Source organism: Mesorhizobium sp. C399B (assembly GCF_030323185.1).
In the GTDB taxonomy this organism is placed as follows: domain Bacteria; phylum Pseudomonadota; class Alphaproteobacteria; order Rhizobiales; family Rhizobiaceae; genus Mesorhizobium.
Genome location: NZ_CP100472.1, coordinates 6,468,651 through 6,484,710, shown reverse-complemented (window position 1 = coordinate 6,484,710; position 16,060 = coordinate 6,468,651). Strand labels below are relative to the sequence as shown.

The 16,060-nt window shown below is 62.3% G+C and carries 16 protein-coding genes; 6 read left to right on the top strand and 10 right to left on the bottom strand.

What is annotated here, in order from left to right; translation table 11 throughout:
* Nucleotides 1-24 precede the first annotated feature (24 nt).
* The 3 genes from NLY36_RS31085 to NLY36_RS31075 all read left to right on the top strand — a co-directional run bounded on the left by NLY36_RS31085 (nucleotide 25) and on the right by NLY36_RS31075 (nucleotide 2,781).
* Nucleotides 25-489 (top strand): GNAT family N-acetyltransferase, encoded by a 465-nt coding sequence (locus tag NLY36_RS31085; protein ID WP_023736556.1) that lies wholly within the window; start codon nucleotides 25-27, stop codon nucleotides 487-489.
* Nucleotides 490-517: 28 nt separating this feature from the next.
* On the top strand, nucleotides 518-1,321 hold the full coding sequence (locus NLY36_RS31080) for a DUF72 domain-containing protein (protein ID WP_023736555.1): 804 nt from the start codon (nucleotides 518-520) through the stop codon (nucleotides 1,319-1,321).
* A 314-nt stretch (nucleotides 1,322-1,635) separates the two neighbouring features.
* Nucleotides 1,636-2,781: a GGDEF domain-containing protein gene (locus tag NLY36_RS31075; RefSeq protein WP_023670937.1), complete on the top strand. Its 1,146-nt coding sequence runs from the start codon at nucleotides 1,636-1,638 to the stop codon at nucleotides 2,779-2,781.
* A 92-nt stretch (nucleotides 2,782-2,873) separates the two neighbouring features.
* On the opposite strand, the gene NLY36_RS31070 is transcribed toward NLY36_RS31075, so the two are convergent.
* The 6 genes from NLY36_RS31070 to urtA form a co-directional block, all read right to left on the bottom strand.
* Entirely contained in the window at nucleotides 2,874-3,050 is a 177-nt protein-coding gene (locus tag NLY36_RS31070; RefSeq protein WP_023670936.1) for a hypothetical protein, read from the bottom strand.
* 531 nt (nucleotides 3,051-3,581) lie between these two features.
* The gene (gene urtE, locus NLY36_RS31065; RefSeq protein WP_023688639.1) at nucleotides 3,582-4,277 is read right to left on the bottom strand and encodes an urea ABC transporter ATP-binding subunit UrtE; all 696 of its coding nucleotides are present in this window, start codon (nucleotides 4,275-4,277) and stop codon (nucleotides 3,582-3,584) included.
* A 69-nt stretch (nucleotides 4,278-4,346) separates the two neighbouring features.
* The gene (gene urtD, locus NLY36_RS31060) at nucleotides 4,347-5,093 is read right to left on the bottom strand and encodes an urea ABC transporter ATP-binding protein UrtD (RefSeq protein ID WP_023696501.1); all 747 of its coding nucleotides are present in this window, start codon (nucleotides 5,091-5,093) and stop codon (nucleotides 4,347-4,349) included.
* Between the two features lie 4 nt (nucleotides 5,094-5,097).
* On the bottom strand, nucleotides 5,098-6,330 hold the full coding sequence (gene urtC / locus NLY36_RS31055) for an urea ABC transporter permease subunit UrtC (RefSeq protein ID WP_023688641.1): 1,233 nt from the start codon (nucleotides 6,328-6,330) through the stop codon (nucleotides 5,098-5,100).
* Nucleotides 6,327-7,943 (bottom strand): urea ABC transporter permease subunit UrtB, encoded by a 1,617-nt coding sequence (gene urtB, locus NLY36_RS31050; protein ID WP_023684622.1) that lies wholly within the window; start codon nucleotides 7,941-7,943, stop codon nucleotides 6,327-6,329. The genes urtC and urtB overlap by 4 nt, the downstream gene beginning before the upstream one ends.
* Nucleotides 7,944-8,055: 112 nt before the next feature.
* Nucleotides 8,056-9,366 carry an urea ABC transporter substrate-binding protein gene (gene urtA, locus NLY36_RS31045; protein WP_023688643.1) on the bottom strand — a complete coding sequence of 437 codons (1,311 nt, stop codon included), beginning with the start codon at nucleotides 9,364-9,366 and terminating at the stop codon, nucleotides 8,056-8,058.
* A gap of 312 nt (nucleotides 9,367-9,678) precedes the next feature.
* Between urtA and NLY36_RS31040 the strand changes: the two genes are divergently transcribed.
* The gene (locus NLY36_RS31040; RefSeq protein ID WP_023688644.1) at nucleotides 9,679-10,074 is read left to right on the top strand and encodes a hypothetical protein; all 396 of its coding nucleotides are present in this window, start codon (nucleotides 9,679-9,681) and stop codon (nucleotides 10,072-10,074) included.
* A gap of 118 nt (nucleotides 10,075-10,192) precedes the next feature.
* Complete coding sequence (locus tag NLY36_RS31035; RefSeq protein ID WP_031201594.1) at nucleotides 10,193-12,106, top strand: PhoX family protein; 1,914 nt, start codon at nucleotides 10,193-10,195, stop codon at nucleotides 12,104-12,106.
* Between the two features lie 64 nt (nucleotides 12,107-12,170).
* Here NLY36_RS31035 and NLY36_RS31030 read toward each other — a convergent pair whose 3' ends face one another.
* The 3 genes from NLY36_RS31030 to NLY36_RS31020 form a co-directional block, all read right to left on the bottom strand.
* Entirely contained in the window at nucleotides 12,171-13,742 is a 1,572-nt protein-coding gene (locus NLY36_RS31030; RefSeq protein ID WP_023696498.1) for a GMC family oxidoreductase, read from the bottom strand.
* Nucleotides 13,743-13,792: 50 nt separating this feature from the next.
* Nucleotides 13,793-14,317, bottom strand: a complete 525-nt coding sequence (locus tag NLY36_RS31025) for a twin-arginine translocation pathway signal (RefSeq protein WP_023696497.1) — start codon at nucleotides 14,315-14,317, stop codon at nucleotides 13,793-13,795.
* 80 nt (nucleotides 14,318-14,397) lie between these two features.
* Nucleotides 14,398-14,793, bottom strand: coding sequence for a VOC family protein (locus NLY36_RS31020; protein ID WP_023684616.1), 396 nt, complete (start codon nucleotides 14,791-14,793; stop codon nucleotides 14,398-14,400).
* A gap of 220 nt (nucleotides 14,794-15,013) precedes the next feature.
* Here NLY36_RS31020 and NLY36_RS31015 point away from each other — a divergent pair, with 220 nt between their 5' ends.
* Complete coding sequence (locus NLY36_RS31015; RefSeq protein ID WP_023670924.1) at nucleotides 15,014-15,316, top strand: ribbon-helix-helix domain-containing protein; 303 nt, start codon at nucleotides 15,014-15,016, stop codon at nucleotides 15,314-15,316.
* A 5-nt stretch (nucleotides 15,317-15,321) separates the two neighbouring features.
* Here the strand turns inward: NLY36_RS31015 and NLY36_RS31010 are convergent, their stop codons facing one another.
* Nucleotides 15,322-16,032 (bottom strand): purine-nucleoside phosphorylase, encoded by a 711-nt coding sequence (locus NLY36_RS31010; RefSeq protein ID WP_023736554.1) that lies wholly within the window; start codon nucleotides 16,030-16,032, stop codon nucleotides 15,322-15,324.
* Between the last annotated feature and the right edge of the window lie 28 nt (nucleotides 16,033-16,060).

The following is a 16,060-nucleotide window of genomic DNA, read 5'->3' as shown; positions in this document are numbered from 1 at the left end:
GGTCGGGCGCCTGGAGAGCTTTGAATGACAGTCCGACAGGCGCTTGCCGGTGATCTCGACGCAGTCGTCTCGCTGACGCAGACCGCCTATGAGCACTACACGCCCCTGTTAGGCGCGCCGCCGCTCCCAGTCACCGAGGGCTATGCGCCACGCATCGAGCGTGGCGAGGTCTGGCTCTTGGAGAGCGGCGCGGAACTCGCCGGGCTGATCGTTATTGAGCGCCATCCCGATCATGCGATGATCTTCAGCGTCGCGGTCTCCCCCGCTTTCCAGGGCAGGAAACTCGGCACCGCGCTGCTCGACTTCGCCCAGGAACAGGCGCGGCTATGGGGTGTGCCGGAGGTGCGGCTCTACACCAATTCGCGCATGGAGCGGAACATCGAGATCTATACGGCCTATGGCTTCCACGAAACGGGCCGCCGAGCCAATCCCCACCGTCCCGGATGGACCGTGGTCGACATGATCAAACCGGTTGGAAAAATAGCCTGACCGCATTTTTAGAACTGGGAGGAAGACGATGATCAGCCAAGGAACAATCCGCGCCGGGATGGGCGGCTGGACTTTCGAACCCTGGGATACGTCTTTCTACCCGGACAAGCTTTCCAAGGCCAAACAGCTGAGTTACGCCACCCGCCAGGTACCGAGCATCGAGGTCAACGGCACCTACTATTCCAGCTTCAAGGAGCCGACCTTCGTCAAATGGGCGGGCGAGGCGCCGGACGGTTTCGTCTATTCGCTGAAGGGCAATCGCTTCGTCACCAACCGGCGCGTGCTTGGCGAAGCCGGCGAGTCCATGACGCGCTTCCTCGGCTCCGGCATTGCCGCGCTGGGCGACAAGCTGGGCCCGATCCTGTGGCAGTTCGCTCCGACGAAAAAGTTCGACGCCAATGATTTCGAGGCCTTCCTGAAGCTGCTGCCGGAAAAGCAGGATGGCGTGGCGCTGCGCCATGCGCTGGAAGTGCGCAACGACAGTTTCAGCGTGCCGGAATTTGTGAGCCTGGCGCGCAAATACAAGGCGGCGATCGTCTATGCCGACCATGCCAAATATCCTGGTATCGCCGACATCACCGGCGATTTTATCTATGCGCGGCTGCAGACCGGCAGCGACGACAATCCGGATTGCTATACGCCGAAGGGCCTGGACGAATGGGCAGCGCGGGTGAAGACCTGGGCGCAAGGCAAGCGGCCGGCCGATCTGCGGCGCGCCGATCCGACTTTCGACGCGCCGGTGAAACCGCGCGATGTGTTCGTCTACTTCATCACCGAGGGCAAGGTGCGCGCGCCGTTCGGCGCCATGGCGCTGATGAAGAGGGTGAGCTGATCGGTTAAAGCGCGTCGCGCTGAAACGGATTCATACGACGCGATTTAAGTCTTTGTCTTGATGCATGCCGTTGTCCCAGAACCGCGGCACACTTCTGGGCGACATGCATTAGGAGCAATTCCAGGAAAAGTGTGGAACCGTTTCCCGGGAAAGCGGTCAGCGCTTTCCCTTGAAAAGGGTTTCAACCCAGAATTGCTACGATCAACAGAAGCGTGATAGCTTATGCGCATCGTAACCTTATCGATACCTCCATCCTGCATAAATCCGGTGCGGGTCCTTTCTAGAGGCCGGCCGCCGCGCGCAAGGACGAGGGCATGTCGCTCGACTACAGTTCCCTTCTGTTGGCTGTCGGGTTTTCCGCCGCTTGCCTCGGCCTGACGCTGTTCGGCATTTGGCTTACCGCGCGCTCGGAAAAATTCCTGCTGACCTGGGCGGTCAGCGTGCTTCTGATCGTCGCCGACGTCTTCGCCTACCAGGCCTATATCGACGCGCCCGGACGCCTGCTCGGCCTCGCCAGCTTCACGTTCCTGCTGCTCGGCTTCGCGACCATGCTGGGCGCGGCCCATCAGTTCACGACCGGCCGCTCGCCATTGCCGCGCATCGCTGTCGGCGCCGGCGTCTCGCTGGCAGTCGCCTTGCCGCCGATGGCGCTTGGCTATGACGGGCTGGGCTTCATGCTGGAGAATGCCTTCGCCGCGCTGCTTTTGTTTGCGACGGCCTATGAATACTGGAAGGGTCGTACGGAATTCCCGGCCCCGATCCTCGGCATTGCAGGGCTCTACACCGCCACCGCAATTTCCTTCGTGCTGTGCTCCGGTGCACTTGTCTGGGATGGCAGGCTGGTGCTTGGCCATGCGCCGAGCAACTGGGCCGAGGATTTCAGCCTCATCGTCGTCATCGCCTGCATGACCGGCATCGGCGCGCTCTCGCTGGCGCTTAACCAGGGACGCCTGGCGCAGCATCATCGCCGCGAAGCGCTGACCGATCCGCTGACCGGACTGCTCAACCGGCGCGCTTTGTTCGACCTGCACGGCAAAACACCGGTCCGGTCCTTCACCGCCGTGATCGTGTTCGATCTCGACGGCTTCAAGGCCATAAATGACGAGTTCGGCCATGCCACCGGCGACGAGGTGCTGAAACTGTTCGCCAAGGATTTGACCGCCAATCTCCAGCCGGGCGATGTCGCCGCGCGCATGGGCGGAGAGGAATTTGCATTGGTGCTCGATCGCACCTTGCCTGAAAAGGTGGAATTCATAGCCGAGCGCATCCGGGCCAGTTTTGCCATGCGCCGGATCGATACCGAGACCCGCCTGCTCTCCTGCACCGTCAGCGCCGGCTACGCCTTTGGCAGCGAGGGCGGCACCAAATTCGACAAGGTGCTCAGCGCCGCCGACAAGGCGCTTTACGGCGCCAAGCGCGGCGGCCGCAACCGTGTGCTCGCCTTCCGGCGCGCCGGGTAGGCTGGGCTGATATTCAGCCGGCCTGAACCTCACCACACGTAAAACAACACCCCAAAGCGCGTCGCATGAGGCCGTTCAGGCGCGAGGCGTTTTTAGGCCGCTATGACGATCTCGTTGTAAGTGTCGAGGTCGACGTAGAAAACCTTGGTGATTTCGCCGATCAGCTCATCCTGCTGGTAGCCTTGCGAGCGCAGAATGTTGATGGCGGTAATGATGTCGACACGCTCTGTCAGCCGTCGTTTCTGGTGGTCCTCGACGAACCGTTCCATAGCCCTATTCTCCTGGCAAGATTATCTGAACGCATTGACCGACAATCAGAACTGCGAGGGAAGCTAGGGTGGCTTGCTTGCGTGGAACTTGCAGGCTGAGCCAGCATATTCCCTCGATCTGCTACAGAACCAGACTGATACGGAAGCGGCCGACTCACCGAGGCCTAGGAAAGACTAGCATGTAGTATTCGGCGTGCCAGAGTGTGGCGGCCTCGGACGAAAGTCCGACGCAACGGGTGCGGACCTTCGCGACTTCATCATCCTTGGGCGTAGCGACGCGAAGCGGAGCGAAGACCCAGGGATCCATGCCGGGACGAAGAAGCGTCATTAACGGTGCAGAATGTGGAATGGCCAATGTGCCGCAGAAGCGATCTTGTTCTGCATCGCGGCACTCTTTGGCTGATGTCGCGGCATGGATTCTAGGGTCTGCGCGCGTCGCTCCGCTCCTTGCTCCGCCCTAGAATGACGAAGTGATTGTGGGCATTTCAGCCAATCTTCGACGTGTACGATCCGTGCAGCCGTCGACCTGCGTTAAACCGTCAGAAACTTCCTGACGTCCGCCCGGTCGAGATCTTCGGCCGGGCCGGTGTGGACGATCTGGCCGCGGTCCATGATGTTGACCTCGTCGGCGAGCTCGCGGCAGAAATCGAGATATTGCTCGACCAGAAGCACCGCAATGCCGGCTTGGTCGCGCAAATAGCGGATGGCGCGGCCGATGTCCTTGATGATCGAGGGCTGGATGCCTTCGGTCGGCTCGTCGAGCACCAGCAGTTTCGGCCGCATGACGAGCGCCCGGCCGATGGCGAGCTGCTGCTGCTGGCCGCCTGAGAGATCGCCGCCGCGCCGCCCCAGCATCTGCTTCAGCACCGGAAACAGTTCGAAGACATGCGCCGGCACGTTGCGGTCGGCGCGCTTCAACGGCGCAAAGCCGGACTCCAGGTTTTCGCGCACCGTCAGCAGCGGAAAGATCTCCCTGCCCTGCGGTACGAATGCGATGCCCGACCGGGCGCGATCATACGCCGCGCTCCGGTCGAGCGCCTTCCCCTCGAAGGCAACGCTTCCGCTCGTCAGCCGGTGGTGGCCGACGATCGATCTCATCAAACTGGTCTTGCCGACGCCGTTGCGGCCGAGCACGCAGGTGATCTTGCCGGCACCCGCCGTCAGCGACACACCGCGCAGCGCCTGAGCAGCGCCGTAATGGAGCGTGGCGTTGGAAACTTCGAGCATGTCAGCGCCTTCTCCAGAAGCGGAGGAACGAAAAGTCGAAGCGATGGAATTGCACCCGCCAGACCATGCTCATCTCCCGAGATAAACTTCGACGACCCGCTCGTCGGCCGAGACGAAATCGAGCGAGCCTTCCGACAGCACCGAGCCCTCATGCAGGCAGGTGACCTTGACGCCGAGTTCGCGCACGAAATGCATGTCGTGCTCGACGACGATGACCGAATGGTCGCGCGCTATGTCCTTGAGCAGCCGCGCGGTTTCCTCGGTCTCGGCATCGGTCATCCCTGCGACCGGCTCGTCAACCAAAAGCAGCTTCGGGTCCTGCGCCAGCAGCATGCCGATCTCCAGCCACTGTTTCTGGCCATGGCTGAGATTGGCTGCCAGATCGTGGCGCTTGTCGCCCAGCCGGATGATGCCGAGGATGTCGTCGATCTGTCTGGCTTCGGCGGCCGAGCGGCGATGGAACAGCGCCGGAAAGATCGAGCGCGGGCCCTTCAGCGCCAGCATCAGATTGTCTTCGACGCTGTGGCTTTCGAAGACGGTCGGCTTCTGGAATTTGCGGCCGATGCCCATCATGGCGATCTCCGCCTCGTCGTGCCGGGTCAGATCGACCTGGCCGTCGAAGAACACTTCGCCCTCGTCGGGCCGGGTCTTGCCGGTGACGATGTCCATCATCGTCGTCTTGCCGGCGCCGTTGGGACCGATGATGGCGCGCATCTCGCCCTTGTCGAGCACCAGCGACAGATTGTTGATGGCGCGGAAACCGTCGAAGGAGACCGAGACGCCGTCGAGATAGAGGATGGTGTTGGACTTCGACATCGCTCTATTCCGCCGGCTGCGGTTCAGGCCCGGACGCGGACCAGGCACCGGGCGTTGTTGCTGCGCTGCGCACGATCTTCAATGGCGGCGCGGCATCAGGGTCTGTGCCCGCTTCCTCTGCAATCGCTGCAGCCCGCATCGCCCGAGCGTTACCGCGCCAGGAATCCCACATGCCGACGATGCCCTTGGGCAGGAACAGGGTTACGGCGACGAACAGGCCGCCGAGCGCAAACAGCCAGAACTCCGGCAGCAGGCCGGTGAACCAGGATTTGCCGGCGTTGACCAGCAGCGCGCCGACGATCGGGCCGACAATGGTGCCGCGCCCACCGACGGCTGCCCAGATCACGACTTCGATGGAATTGGACGGCTCGAATTCGCCGGGATTGATGATACCGACCTGCGGCACATAGAGCGCGCCGGCGATGCCGGCCATGACAGCCGAGACGGTGAAGGCAAACAGCTTCACGTTCTCCGCCCGCCAGCCGAGGAAGCGGGTGCGGCTCTCGGCGTCGCGCACCGCCATTAGCAGCTTGCCGTATTTGGAGCCGACGATCGCCCAGGTGATGAAGACGGCGAGCGCGAGTATGATGGCGCTGGCGGCAAACAGGGCCGAGCGGGTGGCGTCGGCCTGCACGTTGAAACCCAGAATATCCTTGAAATCGGTCAAGCCGTTGTTGCCGCCGAAACCCATGTCGTTGCGGAAGAAGGCGAGCAGCAGCGCGTAGGTCATCGCCTGGGTGATGATGGAGAGATAGACGCCGGTGACGCGGCTGCGAAAGGCGAACCAGCCGAAGACGAAGGCGAGCAGGCCGGGCACCGCCAGCACCATGATGGCGGCGAACCAGAAGTGGTCGAAACCGGTCCAGAACCAGGGCAATTCCTTGTAGTTCAGGAACACCATGAAATCGGGCAGGATCGGATTGCCGTAAACGCCGCGCGAGCCGATCTGGCGCATGAGGTACATGCCCATCGCATAGCCGCCGAGGGCGAAGAAGGCGCCATGGCCGAGCGAGAGGATGCCGCAATAGCCCCAGACGAGATCGAGCGCCAAGGCAAGCAATGCATAGCAGAGGTACTTGCCCGTCAACGCGACGATGTAGGACGGAATATAGAACGCGCTTTGCGGCGACACTGCGAGGTTGAGCAGCGGCACGATAATGGCGGCCGTCAGCAGGATGAAAATAGTGATGGCGATGCGACGGTCGGCACCCGCGGCGAAGAAGCGTCCCGTGATCATGTTTCCACCGCCCTGCCCTTGAGCGCGAACAGGCCGCGCGGGCGCTTCTGGATGAACAGGATGATCAGCACCAGCACGACGATCTTGCCGAGCACCGCGCCAGCATAGGGTTCGAGAACCTTGTTGACGATGCCGAGCGAGAAGGCGCCGACCAGCGTGCCCCAGAGATTGCCGACGCCGCCGAAGACCACGACCATGAAGCTGTCGATGATGTAGCCGCGGCCGAGATTGGGCGAGACATTGTCGATCTGGCTGAGCGCGACGCCGGCAATGCCGGCAATGCCGGAGCCGAGCGCAAAGGTCAGCGCATCGACCCAAGGCGTCCTGATGCCCATCGAGGCGGCCATGCGGCGGTTGGCGGTGACGGCGCGCATCTGAAGGCCCCAGGGCGTGCGCTTCATAACAAAGAGCAGCACGCCGAAGACGGTGAGCGCGAAGACCAGGATCCAGAGGCGGTTCCAGGTGACGGCGAGTTGGCCGACATCGAACGATCCCGACATCCAGGAGGGGTTGCCGACCTCCTGGTTGGTCGGTCCGAAGATCGAGCGCACCGCCTGCTGCAGGACAAGCGAGACGCCCCAGGTTGCGAGCAGCGTTTCCAGCGGCCGGCCGTAGAGGAAACGGATGACGCCGCGCTCGATGATCAGGCCGACGGAAGCGGCAACCAGGAAGGCGAGCGGCAGCGCGATCACCAGCGACCAGTCGAACAGGCCGGGGAATGAGGTTCGGATCACCTGCTGGACGACGAAGGTGGTGTAGGCGCCGAGCATCACCATCTCGCCATGCGCCATGTTGATGACGCCCATGACGCCGAAGGTGATGGCGAGGCCGATGGCGGCCAGCAGCAGCACCGAGCCAAGCGAGATGCCGTACCATATGTTCTGGCCGGCATCCCACAGCGCCAGGCTCGAATTGATGCTGGCGATTGCCGCCGTCGCGGCATCCTTGACCGCGCCTTGCGCATTGGCCTCGACCGCGGTGAGCAGCGAGACCGCGTCGCGGTCGCCGCGCGCGCCGATCAGGGCAATGGCGGCAAGCTTGTCGGCCTCCGGCTTGTCGGAGACCAGCACCGATGCCGCGCGCGCCTGTTCGAACAATGCCTTGACCTTGGCGTCGGTCTCGGCGGCGATGGCTGCATCGAGCGGCTCGATATTGGCGGCATCGGGGGTCTTGAACATGGTGTCGGCGGCGGCGATGCGGACAGAAGGATCTTTCGCGCGCAACGTCAGCGTTCCCAGTGCATCTCGGATGACACGACGCAGCGTGTTGTTGACCTTGATCTTCGTGATGTCGGCCTTGGGGGCGTCGCCGGCTTTCTCGCCACTCAGCGGGTCGAGCAGCGTGACGCTGTCGGCGGCCTCACTGCCGACGAAGACGGCTGAATCGGCTTTACGGATGTAAAGGTTGCCTTCGGCGAGCGCTGCAAGCGGGCGCTCGACCAGCGGATCGCCGGTGGCGGCAAGTTCGCGCACGACGGCCTCAGTGGCGGCAAAGCCCGTGCCCGTGGCGAATTTGGCGACGATGGCGCGCAGATCGGCTTCGGCTGCGTTCGACGGCAATAGGCTTGCCACCAGGAACACCAGCATGAGGCCGAGAGTGCGCAACAGGATCATCCGTTCAGATACTCTTCTGTGGGGAAATTCCGCGTCCGGGCGGGCTGAAGCGCCCGGACGCTTGGCGGTACCGATCGTGGACGCGTCCACGATCGGTCGGTCCCGGGAGGGATCAGTTCGTGCCCTTGCCGCCGCATTTGCCGGTGGCAACGTTGAAGTTGCCGCAGGACAGAGGCGCGCGCCAATCCGAAATCAGGTCCTTGGAATCGGGCAGATAGTCGGACCATTCGTCGCCCATCACGAGGCCGGGCGTCTGCGACACGGTCTCGAACTGGCCGTCGGCCTGGATCTCGCCGATCAGCACCGGCTTGGTGATGTGATGGTTCGGCATCATGGTCGAATAGCCGCCGGTGAGGTTCGGCACGGACACGCCGACCATGGCGTCGATGACCTTGTCGGGATCGGTGGTGCCGGCCTTTTCGACCGCCTTCACCCACATGTTGAAGCCGATATAGTGAGCTTCCATCGGGTCGTTGGTGGTGCGCTTGTCATTCTTGATGAACTTGTGCCAGTCGGCGATGAACTTCTTGTTTTCGGGTGTGTCGACGCTCTCGAAATAGTTCCAGGCAGCGAGATGGCCGACCAGCGGCGCGGTATCGAGACCGGCCAGTTCTTCCTCACCGACCGAAAAGGCCATGACCGGGATGTCCTCGGCCTTGATGCCCTGGTTGCCGAGTTCCTTGTAGAACGGAACGTTGGCGTCGCCATTGACGGTCGAGACGACGGCGGTCTTCTTGCCGGCCGAGCCGAATTTCTTGATTGCGGAGACTTCGGTCTGCCAGTCGGAGAAGCCGAACGGCGTGTAGTTGACCATGATGTCTTCGGCGGCGACGCCCTTGGCCTTCAGATAGGCCTCGAGGATTTTGTTGGTGGTTCGGGGATAGACGTAGTCGGTGCCTTCCAGCACCCAGCGCTTCACCGAGCCACCGTCCTCGCTCATGAGATAATCGACGGCAGGAATCGCCTGCTGGTTCGGGGCGGCGCCGGTGTAGAACACGTTGCGCTCGCTTTCCTCGCCCTCATACTGGACGGGGTAGAACAGGATGTTGTCGAGTTCCGAGAACACCGGCAACACCGATTTGCGCGACACCGAGGTCCAGCAGCCGAACACGGCGGCGACCTTGTCCTTCGAGATCAGCTCGCGCGCCTTTTCGGCAAAGAGCGGCCAGTTGGAGGCCGGATCGACAACGACCGCCTCGAGCTTCTTGCCGAGCAGACCGCCCTTGGCATTCTGCTCTTCGATGAGCATCAGCATGGCGTCTTTCAGCGTCGTCTCCGAAATCGCCATGGTCCCCGACAGCGAATGCAGAATGCCGACCTTGATCGTGTCTTCGGCGGCCTGGGCCGGAGACGACATCGACAGGCCGGCGGCGACCACGCCGGCCGAAAACATTTTTGTTATTGTGGAGAAATTACCCCTCATACCGAAGACTCCCAAGCTGTTTGATTGCACCGCGATAATGCAATGCAACTGCCGTGCCAAACGCAAAGGCGCCGCTCACGAAGATGGAATAGCCGAGCGTTATCAGCCGGTTGGTATATTAGCCTCGAGAAAACAGTGGTAGCCGGCGAAAATTGATTGAGGCAAATTTGCGCAGCGCACATGGCTTTTGCCTAATTTTTGCCCAATTGAGACAAATGCCTAGTTTTTGATCTCCGGCCGTGTGTTCCGGGCTAACAATGTTGCGGTACCGCGCAAAAATAGGGCAAGCTCGCCCTTCAAAAGAGTGACGTCATGACATCTCGCACCTCATGCATTTCCGGCATCCTGCTGCTGATGGCAACGAGCGGCGCCGCGCGCGCCGATTTCAGCGAGGGCAAGCTTCCGGACGGCACCTATCATTGCGAGGTCTATTTGCTCGGCGCCTTCCTCAACCTCGGCGACATCACTATCAAGGGCAATGTCTATAGTGGTCCGGTGACATTCGGCACCGCGACGCAAGGCTACAACTATCAGATGAACGCCAATGGCGAGATCACCTGGCTCGGGCCGCTGGGCGGCTATACCACCGGTGGCAACTCCGTCTCCATGACACAGGCAACACTGGACGGCGAGACCGCCCCGTCATTCGACATCATTCTGAAGCAGCCCGACGGCGCCTTCACCGCCTCGACCTGCACCAAGGGCTGAGCGATGCGTAGTGCCGCGCCCAGTTGCGGCAAAACCTTCCTCTTATGTCATGTGAATGTTGCCTAAGCAGACTAGGGGCAACGGTGCGCCGTAACATCCACCCTGAGAGGCAGACACCATGGCCAATGCACCGTCTTCATCCTCCCCCGTCATCCGCGAAATCATCGCCGAGCGCGTCTCGCGCCGGTCTCTTTTGAAAGGCAGCCTCGCCTCCGGCGCGCTGATTGCCGGCGGCAGCTTTGTCGGCTCCTTGTTTGCCGGCGAAACGCATGCCGCCACAGCGCAGTCGACGCTCGGCTTTCCCGAGCTGAAACGGGTCTACGGCAAGACCCATGCCGCCGCCGAAGGCTATGAGACGACCATCGTCGCGCGCTGGGGCGACCCGCTTGCAGCCGGCCTCGCCGAATTCGACGGCAACAAGGTCGCGGCGGAGGAACAGGAAAAGCGCTTCGGCTACAATTGCGACTACATCGCCTTCATGCCGCTGCCCAAGGGCACGGTGAATTCCGATCATGGCCTGCTCTGCGTCAACAACGAATACATCTCGCCCAATGTGATGTTTCCGGGGATGACCGAGGGCGATGCCGGCAAGACGATGACCAGGGAACAGGTCGATCTCGGCATGGCCGCGATGGGCCATTCGATCCTCGAGGTGCAGGTAAAGGACGGCACGTGGGAAACCGTGGCGGACAGCCCGCTCAACCGCCGCATCACCGCCAACACCGAAATGACCGTTTCCGGACCGGTTGCGGGCCATGCGCTGATGAAAACCTCGGCCGACGCGACTGGCACGAAAGTGCTCGGCACCAGCTATAATTGCAGCGGCGGTGTTACCCCGTGGGGCACGGTGCTGACCTGCGAGGAAGGCGTGTCCGACATTTTCGGCGGCGACCCGAAGAAGGCGCCGACCGCCGAGCTTCTGGACCGTTACGGCTTCGACGGCTCCGATATCTATGGCCGCGGCCGCTTCCATGACCGCTTCAACCTCGACAAGGAACCGAACGAGGCCAACCGCTTCGACTGGGTGGTCGAGATCGACCCTTACGATCCTAAGTCCAGGCCGGTGAAGCGCACGGCACTTGGCCGCATGTCGCATGAGGCCTCGACCGTGGTCCTCAACAAGGACGGCCGCGTTGTCGTCTATATGGGTGACGACGACTATTTCGAATACATGTACCGCTTCGTCTCGGCCAAGGCCTATGACAAGGCCAACCCGGGCTCCGGCGCCGATCTGCTCGACGATGGCGTTCTGTCGGTCGCCCGCTTCGATGCCGATGGCTCGATGACGTGGCTGCCGCTGGTGCACGGCCAGGGCAAGCTTACCGCCGAGAACGGTTTTGCCGACCAGGCCGAGGTGCTGTTGAAGACGCGGTTTGCGGCAGATGCGCTCGGCGCCACGCCGATGGACCGGCCAGAGGACATCGAGACCAATCCGGTGACCGGCCGCGTCTATGCGGTGATGACCAAGAACAAGAAGCGCGACCAGTCGAAGGTCAATCCGGCCAACACGCGGCCGGAAAATCTCTGGGGCCATATTGTCGAACTGATCCCGCCTGGCGGCCGCGGCGCGGACGCCGACCACACGGCCGAAAACTATGCCTGGGACCTGTTCGTGCTCTGCGGCAACCCGAAAGATGCCAAGGTCGGCGCTACTTTTCATCCGGATACGTCGGACAATGGCTGGTTCGTCTGCCCCGACAACATCACCTTCGACCCGGCGGGGCGGCTGTGGGTGGCGACGGACGGCGCCAATGATTTCGACCTGCCGGACGGCGTCTATGGCGTCGACACCGAAGGTGCGGCGCGCGGCCTGCCGAAGCTGCTGTTCACCTGCCCGCACGGCGCCGAAGCGACCGGCCCGTGCTTCACGCCGGACGGCACGACTTTGTTCCTGTCGGTGCAGCACCCTGCGGAAGATGCCGAGACGCTCGACAAGGTGCAGACGCTATGGCCCGATTTCAAAGACGGCCAGTTGCCGCGACCTTCCGTCGTCGCCATCCGCCGCAGGGACGGACAGCCGGTCGGCGCATAGTGAGTCCTAGTGAAAAAGGCGGAACGCGCCATGCGCGTTCCGCGTAGCGATCCGGGAGGACGGCTCAGATCGTCTTGGCCGACATTTGCGAAGCGATGTATTCGGCCTGGCGGATAGCCAGCGACACGATCGTCAGCGTCGGATTTTCAGCCGCACCGGTCGTGAACTGGCTGCCGTCCGACACGAACAGGTTCTTGATGTCGTGCGCCTGGCCGTGCTTGTTGACGACGCCGTCTTCCGCCTTTTCGCTCATCCGGTTGGTGCCGAGATTGTGGGTTGAGGGATAGGGCGGCGTCGGGAAGGAGCGCGTCGCGCCGACCGCATCGTAAAGCGCTGTGGCCTGCTTGTAGGCATGATTGCGCATCGCCGTGTCGTTGGGATGATCATCGAAATGCACGTCGGCGATCGGCATGCCGTGCGCGTCCTTCTCGTCCTTGTGCAGCGTGACGCGGTTTTCCGCGCGCGGCATGTCCTCGCCGACGATCCACAGGCCAGCCATGTGATCATAGTGGTCGAGCGCGGTGGTGAAGGAACGGCCCCAGCCGCCGGGATTGAGGAAGGCGGCCATGAAGGGCAAGCCGAGCGACAGCGTCTCGAATTCATAGCCGCCGACAAAGCCGCGTGAGGGATCGTGCCGCGCCTCGTCGCGGATAATGCCGGCCATGGTGGTGCCGCGATACATATGCACCGGTTGGTCGAAGATGGCGTAGACCGAACCGGTGGTGTGGCGCATGTAGTTCTTGCCGACCTGCCCCGACGAATTGGCAAGCCCTTGCGGAAACTTCGCTGACTCGGAGTTCAGCAGCAGGCGCGGGCTTTCGATCGAGTTGCCGGCGACGGCGACGATGCGGGCCTTCTGCTCCTGCAGATTGCCGTCCTTGTCGGCATAGACGACGCCGGTCACTTTTCCGCTAGCGTCATGGTTGATCTTGATCGCCATGGCGTTTGGCCGGACCTCGAGATGGCCGGTCGCCTCACCCTTGGGAATCTCGGTGTAGAGCGTCGACCATTTGGCGCCCCATTTGCAACCCTGGAAGCAGAAGCCGGTCTGTTGGCAGGAGTTGCGGTCGTCGCGCTCGACCGAATTGATTGCCATGTTGCCGGTATGACATTCCTTATAGCCGAGCTTGTCGGCGCCGGCCTTGAGCACCTTGAAGTTGTTGTTGCCGGGCAGCCGCGGCCAGCCATTGGTGCCGGTGACGCCCATCTTGGCTTCCGCCTTGGCGTAGTACGGCTCCATCTCGGCCAATGTGACCGGCCAGTCCAGCAGGTTGGCGCCTTCCAGCTTGCCGTAGGTCGAGAGCGTCCTGAACTCATGCTCCTGGAAGCGCAGCGAGGCGCCGGCCCAGTGCGTGGTCGAGCCGCCGACCGATTTGACGATCCAGGCCGGCAAATTGGGGAAATCCTTCGACACCCGCCAGTCGCCTGAGGTTGTGCGCTTGTCCGTCCAGGCGAGCTGGCTGAAGGAACCCCACTCGTCGTTGATGAAATTCTCGTATTCGTGGCGCGCGCCGGCCTCGAGGATGACGACATCGACGCCTTTCTGGGCGAGTTCGTTGCCGAGCGTGCCGCCGCCGGCGCCGGAGCCGATGATCACGACCACGCCATCGTTGTTGAGATCAAATGAAGCTGCCATGGTTTCCTCCCATGAATTCCTGTTTGCGGGGTTTCAGAACGACGGAGGGCTCAGAGCCACTCTATGTCGTCGAAACCGCGCGCGATGTAGCCGCCCTTGGAGTAGGATTCGCCCTCGTAGCCGAAGATCGGCCACACCTCCTGCTGGTTGTAGAGGCTGACGACGAGGCCGCCGCGGATGGACTGGAAGAACGGCGTCGCCTCGATCTGCTGCAGCACGGCGACGCGCTGCTCCTCCCAGCCGAGGCCGCGATAGCCGCCCTCGCCCGACTTCTTGTCGAGGTCGGCGATGCCGTCTTCGATCATCATCTTGTAGGCAGCGTCCTTGCCGGCCTGCTCGTCATGCCCTTTTACGGCGATGGCGTAGTATTTGTCGGGCACCTGATCGTGCGGATAGATGTCGCGCGCCATCTGGATCAGCGTCGCCATGGTTTCGGGCTTGAGCGCCGATGTCTCGAGCCCCCAGGCATTTTCAGGGCTGATGACGGCGCTGCCGGAAATGACGAGCAACGCGCCGATGCCGCCGCGTTTGAGAAGTTCACGACGTGAGAGCCTCGCGTCATAGATCGTGACCATTTGTTCCTCCCTGCTTGCTGTTTGCGCCCTTGAACAGCGCCGTTGCTGGCGCCGCGCGGCTGAATGCGGCTGATAATCCCCTACTGGAAGCGCCCTCCACGCTGCAGAACCTCGATCTTGTAGCCGTCGGGGTCCTCGATGAAGAAAAAGCGGGCGATCAGCGATCCGTCGCGGTTGAATTCGACGATCTTCTTGGGGTTGAGGCCGAGCGCGCCGATCCGGTCGTGTTCGCTGTCGAGATCGGACACCGAGACCGCCAGATGGCCGTAACCGTCGCCAAGCCCATAAGGCTCGGTGCGGCCCTTGTTCACGGTGAGTTCGAGCTCGAACCCCGTTTCGGCGTTGGCAAGGTAAATCAGCGTGAATGTCTCGAAATCCAGCCTGTCGGCGACGTCGAGCCCGAAAGCGTTTCTGTAGAAATCGACGGATCTGGCCTCTTGGAGAACCCGGATCATGGAATGGATTGCCTTCGCCAAATCAGTCTCCGCCGCTGCATGTTGGAGGCGATTATGGGCGGCACGCGCGAAAGGTGGTGGCAGCCGGTTACCACGGCTAAATTTGCAATCGCTGCTATGCCTGCGCCTAAAGACGAAAGTCCGATTGCCGATTCGGCCCACAAGGCCGAACATGCAGGGACAACCACAACTTGAAGGCGCGACACGCTGCGCCCAAAACCAACAATATCGGGAGGTAAGGATGTGCAGGGTTTTTGCCGGGCAGGATCCGGAAGGCTATCGACAGATCAACCGGTCGATCCGCATCGACGGTCACTCTACGAGTATCCAGCTTGAAGGAACGTTCTGGGCGCTGCTTGACGAAATTGCCGACAGCCAGGGCCTGACGACGCCGAAGTTCATCTCAAAACTCTATGACGAGGCGATCGAGATCAACGGCGCCATTCCCAACTTCGCGTCGATGCTGCGTACCACCTGCGCGCTCTATCTGCGCGGTCACCGGCCAGACATGGATGAGCTGACGCCGAAGCGCGAAGCGGCCTGAGGAAGCTAGCCTTCCGCCGCAACGTCGAGCCCGAGCCGCGCCATATCGGTGAACAGCGCCTGACGTTCGGAATAGGCAGTCTGTTCGCCGGTCACGATGTTGTCGACGACGGTCAGCAGCGACAGCGCGCGGGCGCCGAAATGCGCCGCGATTCGGTAGAGTGCGCTGGTTTCCATATCGACAGCGAGAGCGCCAAGCGCCTGCGCTTCGGCAAAGCGGTCGCGCCCTTCAGGGTGGTAGAAGACATCGCTGCAGATGGTCAGCCCGGCCTGGTGGTCGATGCCGAGCTGGGCGGCGCAGGCCAAAGCGTGGGCGAACAGGCCGGGATCGGGCCCGGCGGCAGCATCGTAGAGGCCGAAGACCTGGCCGCTTTGGTCGCTTTCGGCGCGCACCGACTGCGAGATCACCAAGGAGCGCAGCGGCACGCGGGGTGTCAGGCCGCCGCAGGTACCTGTGCGGATCAGCGTTTTGACGCCGTGAACATCCAGGAGTTCATGCACATAGACCAGGAAAGACGGGACACCGATGCCGGTGGCCTGGATGCTGATGGGACGGCCGCGATAGAGACCAGTGAAGCCGAGTGCGCCCCGGCGGCGGTTGACGCAGCGCGGTGCCTCAAGAAATGTCTTTGCCATCCACTCGGCGCGTTGCGGATCGCCCGGTAACAGCACCGTTGCGGCATAGTCGCCCCTGGCAGCCTCGTTGTGCGGCGTCACGACATGCTCCCCAATACCCGCCGCCCGT